This is a genomic window from Streptomyces sp. NBC_01551 (assembly GCF_026339935.1).
GTDB lineage: Bacteria > Actinomycetota > Actinomycetes > Streptomycetales > Streptomycetaceae > Streptomyces.
The window spans coordinates 3053754-3066639 of the sequence record NZ_JAPEPX010000001.1 but is presented as its reverse complement, the minus strand read 5'-3'; the positions used below and the strand labels follow the sequence as shown (position 1 = coordinate 3066639).

Genomic DNA, 12886 nt, shown 5'->3' with positions numbered 1-12886 from the left:
GAGTGCTAATTCGGGAGTGATCATGAGCGAGAGCACCGACCCCGCGTCTCCGGCCGGCCAGATCGCCGCCGGGTACGCCTTCACAGGACCGGCCCTCGACTTGGGCGCTCTGCTCTGGGACGGCGCCTGCCGGCCCGATCTGCAGATCCGGATCCCGCTGTCGATGCTCAACCGCCACGGCCTCGTCGCGGGCGCCACCGGCACCGGCAAGACCAAGACCCTCCAGCTCATCGCCGAGCAGCTGTCGGCGGCCGGCGTCCCCGTCTTCCTCGCGGACGTCAAGGGCGACGTCTCCGGGATCTGCGCGCCGGGCGTGGCGAACGAGAAGGTCACCCAGCGGGCCGGGGAGGTGGCCCAGGACTGGGAAGCCACCGGCTGTCCCAGCGAGTTCTACGCACTGGGCGGGATCGGCACCGGAATCCCGGTGCGGGCCACCGTGACGAGTTTCGGCCCGGTGCTGATGTCGAAGGTGCTCCAGCTCAACCAGACGCAGGAGCAGTCGCTGGGCCTGATCTTCCACTACGCCGATTCCAAGGGCCTGGAGCTCATCGACCTCAAGGACCTCCGGGCGGTCGTCGCCTTCCTCGTCTCCGACCAGGGCAAAGCCGAGCTCAGGGGCATCGGCGGGCTGTCCACGGTGACGGCCGGGGTGATCCTGCGGGCGCTGACGGCGTTCGAACAGCAGGGCGCCGGGGAGTTCTTCGGGGAGCCCGAGTTCGACACGAGCGAGTTCCTGCGGACGGCGGCGGACGGGCGCGGGCTGGTCTCCGTACTGGAACTCCCGGCCGTGCAGGACAAGCCGCAGCTGTTCTCCACGTTCCTGATGTGGCTGCTGGCCGATCTGTACGCGGACCTGCCTGAGGTCGGCGACGTGGAGCGGCCGAAGCTGGTCTTCTTCTTCGACGAGGCGCACCTGCTGTTCAACGGCGCCTCGAAGGCGTTCCTGGAGTCCATCACGCAGATCGTGCGGCTGATCCGTTCCAAGGCGGTGGGGATCTTCTTCGTGACCCAGGTCCCGAAGGACGTACCGGCGGACGTGCTGGCCCAGCTCGGCAACCGGGTGCAGCACGCGCTGCGGGCCTTCACCCCGGACGACGCGAAGGCGCTCAAGGCGACGGTGAAGACCTTCCCGAACTCCCCGTACGACCTGGAGGAGCTGCTGACCGGCCTGGGCACGGGCGAGGCGGTGATCACCGTACTCAGCGAGAACGGCGCCCCGACCCCGGTCGCGGCGACCCGGCTGCGGGCCCCGCAGTCGCTGATGGGGCCGATCGAGGCGACGGCGTTGGAGCAGGCCGTGAAGTCCTCGCTGCTCTACTCGCGTTACGCCGAGCCGGTCGACCGGGAGTCGGCGTACGAGAAGATCAGCGCCGAGCAGGCGGCCGCGGAGACGCAGGCCGAGGCGGCGGCGGCCGCCGCGGAGGCCGAGAAGCAGGCCAAGGCGGCGGAGAAGGCCGCCAAGAGCGCCCCGAAGCCGGATCCCTCGCTGGCGCAGCAGGTGGTGGGCAGCGGGCTGTTCCGCTCGCTGGCCAGGTCCGTCGGGACGCAGCTGGGGCGGGAGATCTCGCGCTCGATCTTCGGGACGGCGAAGCGGCGCCGGTGACGCCGGGGGCGGGGCGGCCGCCCGGGTGTGACGGAGTATTCCGCTCCGGGTGCCCGTTCCCGGGCAGACGCTGACAGACTCGGGGTATGCGGACCGAACTCACCGACACCACGTCCAGCAAGATCGACCGGGCGCTGCTCGCCGCCCGACGGGCCGTCGGCAGCCCCACCATGGGGCTGGTGCTGACCCTGGTCATCGCCACCGACGAGGAGAACGCGTACGACGCCGTACGCGCGGCCTCCGAGGCCTCCCGCGAGCACCCCTGCCGGATCATCGTGGTGATCAAGCGCAGCTCGCGCGGCCCGCACAAGCTCCGCCACAACCGGCTCGACGCCGAGCTGCGCGTCGGCTCCGACGCCGGCTCCGGCGAGATCGTGGTGCTGCGCCTGTACGGGGAGCTCACGGGGCACGCCGGTTCCGTGGTCCTCCCGCTGCTGGTGCCGGACGCCCCGGTGGTGGCCTGGTGGCCGGCCGACGCCCCCGCCGACCCGGCGCGGGACCCGCTGGGCGCGCTGGCGCAGCGCCGGATCACGGACGCCGACGCCGCGGTGGACCCGCTCGCGGCGCTGGGCGAGCGGGCCGCCTCCTACGCCCCCGGGGACACCGACCTGGCCTGGACCCGGCTGACGCCGTGGCGGGCGCTGCTGGCCGCCGCCCTGGACCAGAAGCCCGTCCCGCCGACGGGTGGCGGTGTGGAGAGCGAGGCCGGCAACCCGAGCGCCGAGCTGCTGGCGCGCTGGCTGGAGGACCGGCTCGCGGTCCCGGTCGACCGGGTGCCCACCGACGGCCCGGTGATCACCGGGGTCCGGCTGGACACGACGGCCGGGGAGATCCGGGTGGACCGCCCGGACGGGGCCCTGGCCACGCTGATCCTGCCGGGCGCCCCTGACCGTACGGTGGCGCTGAAGATCCGCAGCACCGCCGAGCTGCTCGCTGAGGAGCTGCGGCGGCTGGACGCGGACCTGAGCTACGCGTCGGCGCTGCGCGGGCGCCCGGCCCAGGCCTCGCTCTCGGCGTAGTGGTTGTCGTAGGTGGGCTGGCTGTCGATGATGTCCTGGACGGTGCCCTCGCCCGCCGCGACGCGGCCGAGGAGCCGGTAGTAGTCGAAGCGGGCCATGCCCGGGGTGAACCCGACGAACACCTCGGCGGTGTGGCCCGCCGCCGGCGCGAAGGCGTGCTTGACGCCCGGCGGGACGGTGATGAAGTCGCCCTTGGACAGGGTGTGTATCTCGTCCCCGACGAGCACGTCGAGCTGCCCGTCCGTGACGTGGAAGAACTCGGTCGCCTTGGTGTGGAAGTGCACCGGGGCGCCCGCCGCGCCGATCTCGAAGCTCGCGGTGTTGCAGGTGAGTTCGGGGGTGTCGGTGAGCAGTGTGATGAGGCTGCCCGGGCCGTCGGTGATGGCTTCGGCGGTGGCCGCGCGGGTGAGGTTCTCGGTGGGGTTCCCAGCCAGGTTCTCGTTCATGATCTTGATCCTAGACGCACCCACTGACAATGGGCGATGGCGTCCGACGGTCCGTCAATTCGCCTTTGGCGCAGCTCAACCGGAGGTGGTCTTCGCTTTTGCGGCGGCCTTCTGCTCCTGCTTGTACGCCCGCACCTTGGCCAGGGATTCCGGCCCCGTGATGTCGGCTGCCGAGCGGTACACGTCGGCCGGGCCGTAGCCCCCGGCGGCCTCCCGCCAGCCCTTGGGGCGGACGCCGAACCGCTTGCCGAGCAGGGCCAGGAAGATCTGCGCCTTCTGCTCCCCGTAGCCGGGCAGCTCCTTGAGCCGCCGCAGCAGTTCGGCGCCGGTGTCGACGCCGTTCCAGACGGCCTCGGCGTCGCCGTCGTAGTGCTCCACCAGGTACGCGCACAGCTGCTGGATCCGCTTCGCCATCGAGCCGGGGTAGCGGTGCACGGCCGGCTTCTGCGAGAGCAGCGCGGCGAACGCCTCCGGGTCGTAGGCGGCGATCGCGTGCGCGTCGAGGTCGTCGGCCCCGAGCCGCTCGGCGATGGTGTACGGCCCCGAGAACGCCCACTCCATCGGGACCTGCTGGTCGAGCAGCATGCCGACGAGGGCCGCGAGCGGGCTGCGGGCCAGCAGCGCGTCCGCCTCCGGCTGCTGCGCCAGCCGCATCGTGATGTCCTTGTCCATGGCTCCAGCCTCTCGCGCGGGCGCGTTCCGCGCGCGGTCGGCGCACCGCGCGCCTAGCGTGTGACGGGTACGCCGTCGGACCCGACACAGGAGTCGATCGACCATGACCGAGTACCCGGAAGGCGCCCCGTGCTGGGCGGACGCGATGTTCGCCGATGTGGAGGCCGCGAAGAGCTTCTACGCGGACGTACTGGGCTGGACCTTCGGCGAGGCGTCCAGCGAGTACGGCAACTACACGCAGGCCTACTCCGACGGCAAGGCGGTCGCGGCCGTGGTCCCGCCGATGCCGGGCGGCGACGCCCCGTCGCAGTGGTGTCTGTACTTCGCCTCGCCCGACGCGGCGGCCACCGCCGAGAAGATCAAGTCGGCGGGCGGCGAGCTGATGATGGAGCCGATGCAGGTCGGTACCTTCGGCACGATGGTGATCGCGAAGGAGCCGAGCGGCGCGGTCTTCGGCGTCTGGCAGCCGGGCGAGCACAAGGGCTTCGAGAAGGTCGGCGAGCCGGGCGCCTTCGCGTGGGCCGAGCTCTTCACCCGGGACGTGGCGAAGGCGGACGGCTTTCTTCCGAAGGTCTTCCCGTACGAGGCGCAGCAGATGGACATGGGCGACAGCCCCGAGGGCGCCAACATGGACTTCAAGATCTTCAGCCTCGGCGGCAAGAGCCCGGAGAACGCGGTGCTGGGCCGGATGGACATGGGTCCGGAGTTCCCGCCGGAGATCCCTCCGTACATCCAGGTCTACTTCGGCGTCCCGGACTGCGACGAGGCGGTCTCCAAGGCCCAGAAGCGGGGCGGCCAGCTCCACTTCGGCCCGATGGACAGCCCCTTCGGCCGGTTCGCCGCGCTGACGGACCAGCAGGGCGCGGCGTTCGCGGTGATCGACATGTCGACGACATCGGGCGAGATGCCGCAGATGAAGGACGCGTAGCCGGGGGCGCCCCGGTGCGGCCGCCTGCGGTGGCCCCGCCGGGGCCCTGCGCGTAACCACTCGATCTCGTGGTCACGTGCCCGGACCACGGTGGGGACCGGCCGGCCGAGCGGAGGCGTCTCCGGGTCGCGTAGTGCAGCCGGTGCAGGTGCCGGGGGTGGGGCTGCGGAAGGCGCGGTCGCACTTCGGGCAGTTCTGCAACGGGTCCGGCGGGACGAACGCCGGGCGTCTGTGCGGCGCCGCCAGGGCGGGCGGGAGCTGGGCCGACAGGCGGTGGGCGAGCAGACCGGCCGGATTGCGCAGGGGCTCGGGGAGGTTGCCGCAGAGCGCGCCGGTCACCGCCTGATGGGCGGCCCCGCGTTCGAGCCAGGCCTCGACGCCGCCGACGAGGCGTTGGACGTCCCGTTCTCCGAGGAGGAGGCGGGGGTCGGCGAGGCGGAGTTCCGAGAGGATCTCGGTGGCGAGCGCGCGGCGGGCGGGGTTGTCGCGGTTGCGGGGTACCGGCACCGATGCCGACGCCGCTGCCGCTGTGGGTGACGGAGAGGTCCCGGGGCCGGATTCCGGATGCGGGCCGGGCTCGGAGGCCGGCGGCCCCAACTCCGGCTCCGGCGCGGACTCCGGCTCGCGGGCCGCCTCCGGAACGGAGGCCGACCCTTGATTCGAACTGTCCGTTCGGGAGCTGCTCCACCACCCGCTTCAGGTAGCCGTGCGCCTCCAGGTCCCGCAGGGCCCGGCTGATCGCCTTCTCCCCCAGCGGAACCTGCTTGGCCAGGGCTTTGATGCCCACCGGGGCGCCGGGGCGCAGCGACTGGATGTACGCGCCGAGCATCCGGGCGTTCGCCGAGAGGTGCGGGTGCCTGATCAGGTCGTTGCTGATCACCGTGAAGTTGCGGGTGTGGCGGGTGTTGACGTGCTGAACGCCGTACACCGCGCGCGGGGGCGCGCTAGGGTTCTGGGAAGCCATCGGGAAGTTGTTGCCTTCTCGTGGTCAGGCCCTCGATCGGGATTCGCTGTCCCGGCCGGGGGCCGTCCTGTTTCTGGAGATGTCGCGGCGAGCATATGCCCGGCAACCATCCCGAAATCCAGTCGAGTTGGGGCAGTTGCCCGTGTGAGTGACCAGCCCCTCGCCGCGCCGCCGGGGGAGGCTGGAGGGGTAGGGCGGGTTGTTTCTCCCGGTACTGCGAAGCAAAAAGAAGGGTCTAACCCGAGGGGGTCCCCCTTCGCCGGGACCCCCTGACGCACGACCCGGGCCCGGGCGGGCTTCGTGGCGTACGCGGCAGCGGGGCGTTGGCCCGGTTCCACCGCAGGGGCGAGCCGGTCGGGTGGATTCGGATGGCGGATGCGAGGGGGCGAACGCGCGGCGGCGCGGGGGTGTTTGCGGTCGATCTTGTGCGGTCCCTCCGGACCGGACCACGCGCCTAGGTAAGAGGTCGAACCACTCATGAGCCTGAGCATCCGCAACCAGATCGCCGGCACCGTCACCGCCGTCACCAGCGGTGAGGCGATGACGACGGTCAAGGTCCGGCTGGAGGGCGGCCAGGACATCATCGCCGCCATCACCACCGACGCCGTCAAGGACCTCGGCATCACCGAGGGCACTGCGGTCAAGGCGCTGGTCAAGGCCACCGAGGTGGCCCTCGCCACCACCGCCGTCGACGGGATCAGCATCCGCAACCAGATCGCCGGCACCGTCGCCGACATCGCCTCCGGCGGCGCCATGGCGTCCGTCAAGGTCGACGTGAACGGCGGCGGGCTGACCGCCGCCATCACCAACGACGCCGTCGAGGCGCTCGGCCTGGCCGCCGGCTCCTCCGTCGTCGCGCTGATCAAGTCGACCGAGGTGTCGCTCGCGACCGTGTGAGGGCCCCGGCCACAGGCCAGCCCCGGCCACAAGGCAGCCCCGGCACAGGGCAGCCCCGGCTACAGGCCCAGGCTCGGCGGGGACAGCGCGCCGAACCACACGTGCGTGACCGCGCTGACGTAGCGCGCCCCGCACCGGTCCGAGGGGACCACCAGCTGGCTGCCCGCCTCGTCGAGGTCCTCCCCGTCGAGGCGGGTCGCCAGCAGCACCGGGCTGTCGCCGAAGTCGGCGTCCAGCTCGGCCCAGGAGATCACCGTGTGGTGCCCGTCCCCGCCGCTGACCGCGATCAGGAACCGGCTGCGGTCCTTGCGGCGCCGCGGGTCGAAGGCCGGGCCCGCGTGCGCGACGACGTCGCGGAGCAACGGGCCCTCGAACACGTGGTGCTGCGGGCCGTTCGTCGCGCAGTCGAACGTGACCTCGGCCCGGTGCTGTGCCCATTCCCGCAGATCCGCGACGCTCAGGGTCGCCGGGTGGTCCAGGTCTCCGTGCAGCATGAGTTTGGCCATGGGGAAGTCATGCCCGGGACTGCGCATTCCGGAACCTCATCTGCAAGGTCGATGGCTTGATGTGAGCCGCAACTGTGTCTCTAAGTGGTGCTCGCGCCTGGCAGATTCTGCGAGATCTTCTGCCACACCACGTCGCGTGTCACCGGCATCTGCGTGAACCGGACCCCCGTCGCGTCCCGCAGGGCATTGGCGAAGGCCGGCGCCACCGGATTGAAGGGGCTCTCGCTCATGGACTTGGCGCCGAGCGGCCCGATCGCGTCCGAGGTCTCCATGAAGTGGACCTCCGTACGCGGGACGTCCGCGTACTGCGGCAGCCGGTAGCGCCGGAAGGCCGCCGTGGTCACTTCGCCGCGCTCGTCCACCCGTACCGTCTCGAACAGGGTCGCGCCCAGCGCCTGGGCCACGCCGCCCTCCACCTGGCCCCGGCACTGCATCGGGTTCATGACCTTGCCCGCGTCAGCCGCGTGCACGCTGCGCAGGATCCTCATCTCGCCCGTGTCCGGGTCGACCGCCAGCCGGAACCACTGGGCGTTGAAGGCGACCGAGCGCGGTGAACCGCCCCAGTGGCCGTCCGCCGCCAGCTCCTCCGGCTTGCCCTTGTCGTACGCGGCCTCGTACAGCTCCTTCAGGGTGACGATCCGGCCCGCGCAGTCGAAGGACTCGGCCTCCAGCTTGCACAGGTGCCGGGCGACGCCCGTGTGCCGGGCGGCGAAGGTCTGCAGGCGCTCGGCGAGCGAGTTGGCCGCCAGCAGCACCGCCTTGCCCGCCACCACCGTGCCGGCGGAGCCGAAGGCGCCGGTGTCGTGGCGGACGACGTCGGTGTCCGACTGGCGGACCGCGATCCGGTCGACCGTGGTGTTCAGCGCGCCTGCGGTGATCTGTTTGTGGACGGTGGTGGTGCCGTTGCCGAACTCCGCCGTGCCGACCGCGATGTCGTACGTGCCGTCGCGCAGCAGGCTGACCCGGGCGTCGGCGAAGTGGCCGCCCGGCGGGCCGGTCGCGATCATGGCGACGGCCGATCCCGTCCCGGTGAGCCAGCCCTCGGGAACGTCCTCGTGGCTGCGGTCCTCTGCGATGGCCTTGCGGACGACGTCCATGCACTGCTTCATCCCGTACGAGGCGATGAACAGGTCCTCCTCGTGGCCGATCGGGGTCACCATGTGGTCGCCAGCGCCGATGACGTTCTTCTCGCGCAGCACGAGCGGGTCCATGCCGAGCTTGACGGCGAGCTCGTCCATCACCGATTCGAGGGCGAAGAGGACCTGGCCGAGGCCGTAGCCGCGGAAGGCGCCGGCCGGCACGCCGTTGGTGTAGACCGAGTACGCCTCGACCTCCTTGTTCGGCGCTTTGTAGACGGCGAAGGACTCGCCGACGCTGTGGAACATGACCGCCGGGCCGTGGTTGCCGTAGGCGCCGGTATTGGAGAGCACGCGGATGCGCAGCGCGGTGAGGGTGCCGTCGGCCTTGGCGCCGACCTTGATCGTGATCTTGAACGGGTGGCGGGTGGTGGCACCGTAGAACTGCTCGGCCCGGGTGAATTCGAGTTTCACCGGGCGCCGCAGCTTCAGGGCGGCGAGGACCACGATGTCCTCGGTCAGCATCTCCTGCTTGCCGCCGAACCCGCCGCCCACGCGGCCCGCGACGACGCGGACCTCGTCCTCGTTCAGGTCGTAGAGCGCGCACAGCGCCCGCCGGGTCAGGAACGGGGCCTGGGTGGAGGAGCGGACGGTGACGCGCTCGCCCTCGCCCTCCTCCTTGGGTTCGAAGTACGCGACGCTGCCGTGGGTCTCCAGGCTGGCGTGCTGCACGCGCTGGGTCTGGAAGGTCTCCTCGTAGACGACGTCCGCCTGCGCGTAGCCCTGCTCCATGTCGCCGATCGTGCCGTGCACCTCGCCGCACACGTTGTTCTCGGCGCGGAAGATGCCCGACTCGGGGCCCTTGGGGTGGAGGACGGGCGCGCCCGGCAGCATCGCCTCCTCCGGGTCGATGACGTACGGGAGTTCCTCGTACGTGACCACCACGCGGCGGCAGCCCTCCTCGGCCGCCTGCTCGCTGTCGGCGACGACGGCCGCCACGCGCTGGCCGACGAAGCGGACCACGTCGTCCAGGACACGGGTGTCCATCGGGTCCTCGGTGGGGTGCTCGTGGCGGGCGGACGAGTACAGCCGGTCGGGGGCGTCGTGGTGGGTGAGGACGGCGTGCACGCCCGGGACCTGGAGCGCGTCCCTGGTGTCGATGTCGACGATGCGGGCGTGCGGGTGCGGGGAGCGAAGCAGCTTCATGTGGAGGAGCCCGGGCACCTCGACGTCGAAGGTGTAGCGGGCGGTGCCGGTGACGACGAGGGGCCCGGCGGGGGCGCCGAGCGACTTGCCGACGGCCTGGCCGGCCTCGGGGCGCTCGGTGTGCTTGACCCCGCGGACGGCGTCCTCGATGGCGCGGTAGCCCGTACAGCGGCAGATGTTGCCCTTGAAGGCGCGCGGGAGGTCGTCGAGCTTGCCGTCGTCGTGGGCGGTGCCCCGCTCCGCCTGGAGCGCGGCGGTGGTCATCAGGAACCCGGCCGTGCAGAATCCGCACTGGAAGCCCTGGGCGTCGAGGAACTGCTGCTGGGCGGGGTGGAGTTCGCCGCCCTCCTTGGCGAGGCCCTCGACGGTGGTGACGGAGCGGCCCTCGGCGCGGACGGCGGGGTAGAGGCAGCTGTGCACCGGCTGCCCGTCGACGTGGACGGTGCAGGCCCCGCAGTCGCCCTGGTCGCAGCCCTTCTTCACACCGAACCAGCCGCGCTCGCGCAGGTAGGTGCGCAGGCACTGGCCGGCCCGGGGCTCGGTGTCGAAACGCTCCTTGTTGATCTCGATCTCGTAGCTCATCGGGCAACCTCCTCCAGCGTGAGTTCGCGGCGGATCTCCTCAGCCAGGAGCAGGGCCATGTGGCGCCGCCAGGCGGGCAGTCCGTGGATGTCGTCGTACCACTCGCCGGGCCGGACGGTGTCGTCGATCACCGCGCGCAGCTCGGCGGCGGTGGGCGGCAGGGCGAACCAGAAGCGGAAGGGGCGGGTCGTGGCGGCGGAGACGGTCAGCGCGAAGGAGCCGTCCTGGGGATCGCAGGCGCCGATGATCAGCGCGCCGGAGCGCCCGAGTCCGTAGAGCGAGGCCTGCCGGAAGGCCGTACGGCAGGCCAGGGCGCGGGCGGGGATGCGGACGGAGCGCAGCAGGTCGCCCTCGCGCAGGTCCTTGACGCCCGCGCCGAGGACGAAGTCGGTGACGGGCAGGCGGCGGGTGGAGCCGTCCTGGCCCTGGAGCAGGCAGGTGCCGTCCAGAGCGGCGGTGAGGGAGACCATCGGGCCGGCGGGGAGGCCGTTGCAGAGGTTGCCGCCGACGGTCGCCATGTTCCAGATCTTGAAGCTGGCCAGGAAGGCCCGGCAGCACTGCTCGATGAGCGGGGCCGCGGTGGCGGGCAGCTTCCGGCCGAACCGGGACAGCTCGGTGATGGTGCAGGTGGCGGCGATGTCGAGGGAGCCGTCGGGCTGCCAGGCCAGCGGCGGCCAGCCCATCCCGGACAGGTCGATCAGGCGGCGGATGTGCGGCTGCGGCTCGGAGAAGAGGTACGTGCCGCCGCCGAGCCAGGCGTCGCCGGGACGCCAGGGTTCGCGGCGGCGCGCGTCGCGTACGTCGAGCACCGTGTTGAGATCCAATTCACGCCACCTTCCCGTCCTGTGGGCCGACCGTTTCAACCAGTGAAGCAACGGGGCCGGGGCCGGGACGACTGTTGCCGGACACGGAAAGAAGCGGCTTCCGGAGGGTCCTCCCTGGACGATCGACCAAGGCCCCATGTCCGCCCTTGCCCTTGCATTTACGATGGGTCTTCTCGTATTCACCTGGCGAATGTGGGTTGTCACCCACCGCAAGGAGTCCCTGCCATGCATGTCCTCGACCTGCTCCAGTCCGACAACCTCGGCCTCACCCTGCTCTGGGGCGATGAGGACCTTCTCGGCCAGGAGGTCAACGGCGTCACGGCCACCGACCTGGAGGAGCCGGGCCGGTTCCTGGGCCCCGGGGAGCTCGTCCTGAGCGGCCTGGTGTGGTGGGCGGACGGCGACCGCGCGAAGGCGGACCGTTTCGTCTCCGCGCTCGCCCAGGCCGGGGCCACCGCGCTGCTGGCCGGCGAGGAGACCCATGGCAAGGTCCCCGACGAGCTGGTGGCGGCCTGCCGCGCCTACCGGGTGCCGCTGGTGGCCGTGCCCGCGCGGACCAGCTTCCGCGCCGTCACCGAGGCGGTGTACCTGCGCCAGTGGGGCGACCTGATCCGCCGCCCGACCCGGCTGTTCGCCCTCCCCGAGAACGTGCGCGGCGAGCTGAGCCGGCTCCTGGAGGGCGGGGCGGGCCCGGCCGAGCTGCTGGACCGCGCCTGCGCGCACCTGGGCCGGGTGGCGTGCTACCTGCTCACCGCGAGCGGCCGCACGGTGGCCCGTACGCCCTCCGCGCCGGTCATCCCGGCGCAGCGGGCCGGCTCGGTGCGGGGCGGGGTCTCGCTGCGCATCGAGGCCGAGAGCTCGCCGTACGACGCCTGGCACCTGCACGTTCCGGACGCGGACGCGGCGCCGCCGCGGGTGCTCCACGAGATCGCCGAGGTGTTCGCCCAGTACCGCGACGGGCAGGCGCGCCGGGTGGCCGCCGCCCGGGCGGCGGGGCAGGAGCTGATCGGGATGCTGTCGGGGGAGGGCCCGGCGGATCCGGGAGCGCTGGAGGAGGCCCTCGGCGCGGCCGGGCTGCCGTCGGGCGGGCCGTACCGGCTGCTGGTCGCCACCTCGGGCGACGCCCTGGCGGAGGCGCTGGGGCACCTGGGAGAGGTGCCGTGCGCGGTCGGGGACGCGGCCGCCCTGCTGTACGAGGACCCGGCCGCGCAGAGCGACGTGACGGGCCGGCTGCGCGCGGTGTGGCCGCTGCTCCAGGCGTGCGACCCGGACGCCGCACCGCGGCTGGGCGTGGGCTCGCCGGCGTCCGGGCTCGACGGGCTACGCGCGTCGCTCACCCAGGCCAGGTTCGCCCTGACGGCGACGGACCCCGAGGTTCCGGTGCGCGGGGTCGAGCAGCTGGACACCCTCGCGGAGCTGCTGGCGGGGGTGCCGACGGAGGTCCGGTCGGTCTTCGGGACGCGGACGCTGGGCGCGCTCGGGGACGGGATGCTGCGGGAGACGCTTGAGGTCTTCCTCGCCCACAACTGCTCGTGGACGCGCACGGCGGAGGCGCTGCACCTGCACGTGAACACCGTGCACTACCGGATCGAGCGGGTGGAGACCCTCACGGGCCGCGACCTGTCCCGCCTGGAACACAAGCTGGACCTGTACGCGGCACTGCGCTGCCTCTAGGCCCTGCCAGGCGGCCGGCCGCCTGGCAGGCGGACCTAACGGGAGCCGGGGTCACGGGACGTCGATGTGGACTTCCGTGGACTTCACGCGGGCCGTGACGCTGACGCCGACCGCGATGCCGAGTTCCTCCACCGACTCCCGCGTCACCACCGACACCACGCGGTGCGGCCCCGACTGGATCTCCACCTGCGCGGCCACCTCGTCGAGCCGGACCGAGGTGACGATCCCGGCGAAGGCGTTGCGTACCGAGGTGGCGGCGGCGGTGTCCGGGACCGGGTGCAGCCCCGCCGCGCGCTCCTTGGCGAAGGCGGCGAGGGCCACGCCGTCCACGGCCCGGGCCCCGTCGGCGACGCGCCGTGCGGGCAGCCGCCCGGCATCGGCCCAGCGGCGGACGGTTTCGGGGCTCACGCCCAGCAGGCCCGCGGCCTGCCCGATCGAGTACGAGGGCACGCGCGCAGCCTAGCGGTCGCCTTCCGCGGACCTCCCCGC

At 72.2% G+C, this 12886-nt stretch carries 12 protein-coding genes; 5 read left to right on the top strand and 7 right to left on the bottom strand.

The window, feature by feature from the left end; genetic code table 11:
* Positions 1-22: 22 nt before the first annotated feature.
* The gene (locus OG982_RS13630) at positions 23-1603 is read left to right on the top strand and encodes a helicase HerA-like domain-containing protein (protein ID WP_266948600.1); all 1581 of its coding nucleotides are present in this window, start codon (positions 23-25) and stop codon (positions 1601-1603) included.
* 86 nt (positions 1604-1689) lie between these two features.
* Entirely contained in the window at positions 1690-2622 is a 933-nt protein-coding gene (gene opcA / locus OG982_RS13625; protein ID WP_266787011.1) for a glucose-6-phosphate dehydrogenase assembly protein OpcA, read from the top strand.
* Here the strand turns inward: opcA and OG982_RS13620 are convergent.
* Entirely contained in the window at positions 2571-3068 is a 498-nt protein-coding gene (locus tag OG982_RS13620; RefSeq protein WP_266948599.1) for a cupin domain-containing protein, read from the bottom strand. The genes opcA and OG982_RS13620 overlap by 52 nt on opposite strands.
* Before the next feature lie 75 nt (positions 3069-3143).
* The gene (locus OG982_RS13615) at positions 3144-3740 is read right to left on the bottom strand and encodes an HhH-GPD-type base excision DNA repair protein (RefSeq protein WP_266787015.1); all 597 of its coding nucleotides are present in this window, start codon (positions 3738-3740) and stop codon (positions 3144-3146) included.
* Positions 3741-3843: 103 nt separating this feature from the next.
* Here OG982_RS13615 and OG982_RS13610 point away from each other — a divergent pair, with 103 nt between their 5' ends.
* Entirely contained in the window at positions 3844-4668 is an 825-nt protein-coding gene (locus tag OG982_RS13610; RefSeq protein ID WP_266948597.1) for a VOC family protein, read from the top strand.
* 72 nt (positions 4669-4740) lie between these two features.
* On the opposite strand, the gene OG982_RS13605 is transcribed toward OG982_RS13610, so the two are convergent.
* Positions 4741-5175, bottom strand: coding sequence for a hypothetical protein (locus OG982_RS13605; RefSeq protein WP_266948596.1), 435 nt, complete (start codon positions 5173-5175; stop codon positions 4741-4743).
* Between the two features lie 934 nt (positions 5176-6109).
* Here OG982_RS13605 and OG982_RS13600 point away from each other — a divergent pair.
* The gene (locus OG982_RS13600) at positions 6110-6529 is read left to right on the top strand and encodes a molybdopterin-binding protein (RefSeq protein ID WP_266787021.1); all 420 of its coding nucleotides are present in this window, start codon (positions 6110-6112) and stop codon (positions 6527-6529) included.
* A gap of 59 nt (positions 6530-6588) precedes the next feature.
* Here the strand turns inward: OG982_RS13600 and OG982_RS13595 are convergent, their stop codons facing one another.
* The 3 genes from OG982_RS13595 to OG982_RS13585 all read right to left on the bottom strand — a co-directional run bounded on the left by OG982_RS13595 (position 6589) and on the right by OG982_RS13585 (position 10723).
* Complete coding sequence (locus tag OG982_RS13595; protein ID WP_266787023.1) at positions 6589-7035, bottom strand: molybdopterin-dependent oxidoreductase; 447 nt, start codon at positions 7033-7035, stop codon at positions 6589-6591.
* A gap of 80 nt (positions 7036-7115) precedes the next feature.
* Complete coding sequence (locus OG982_RS13590) at positions 7116-9899, bottom strand: molybdopterin-dependent oxidoreductase (protein ID WP_266948595.1); 2784 nt, start codon at positions 9897-9899, stop codon at positions 7116-7118.
* On the bottom strand, positions 9896-10723 hold the full coding sequence (locus OG982_RS13585; RefSeq protein WP_266948594.1) for a xanthine dehydrogenase family protein subunit M: 828 nt from the start codon (positions 10721-10723) through the stop codon (positions 9896-9898). Before OG982_RS13585 ends, OG982_RS13590 begins: the two co-directional genes overlap by 4 nt.
* Before the next feature lie 225 nt (positions 10724-10948).
* Between OG982_RS13585 and OG982_RS13580 the strand changes: the two genes are divergently transcribed.
* Positions 10949-12397 (top strand): PucR family transcriptional regulator, encoded by a 1449-nt coding sequence (locus tag OG982_RS13580; RefSeq protein WP_266948593.1) that lies wholly within the window; start codon positions 10949-10951, stop codon positions 12395-12397.
* Between the two features lie 51 nt (positions 12398-12448).
* Here OG982_RS13580 and OG982_RS13575 read toward each other — a convergent pair whose 3' ends face one another.
* Entirely contained in the window at positions 12449-12847 is a 399-nt protein-coding gene (locus OG982_RS13575) for a molybdopterin-binding protein (protein ID WP_266787030.1), read from the bottom strand.
* Positions 12848-12886 lie beyond the last annotated feature (39 nt).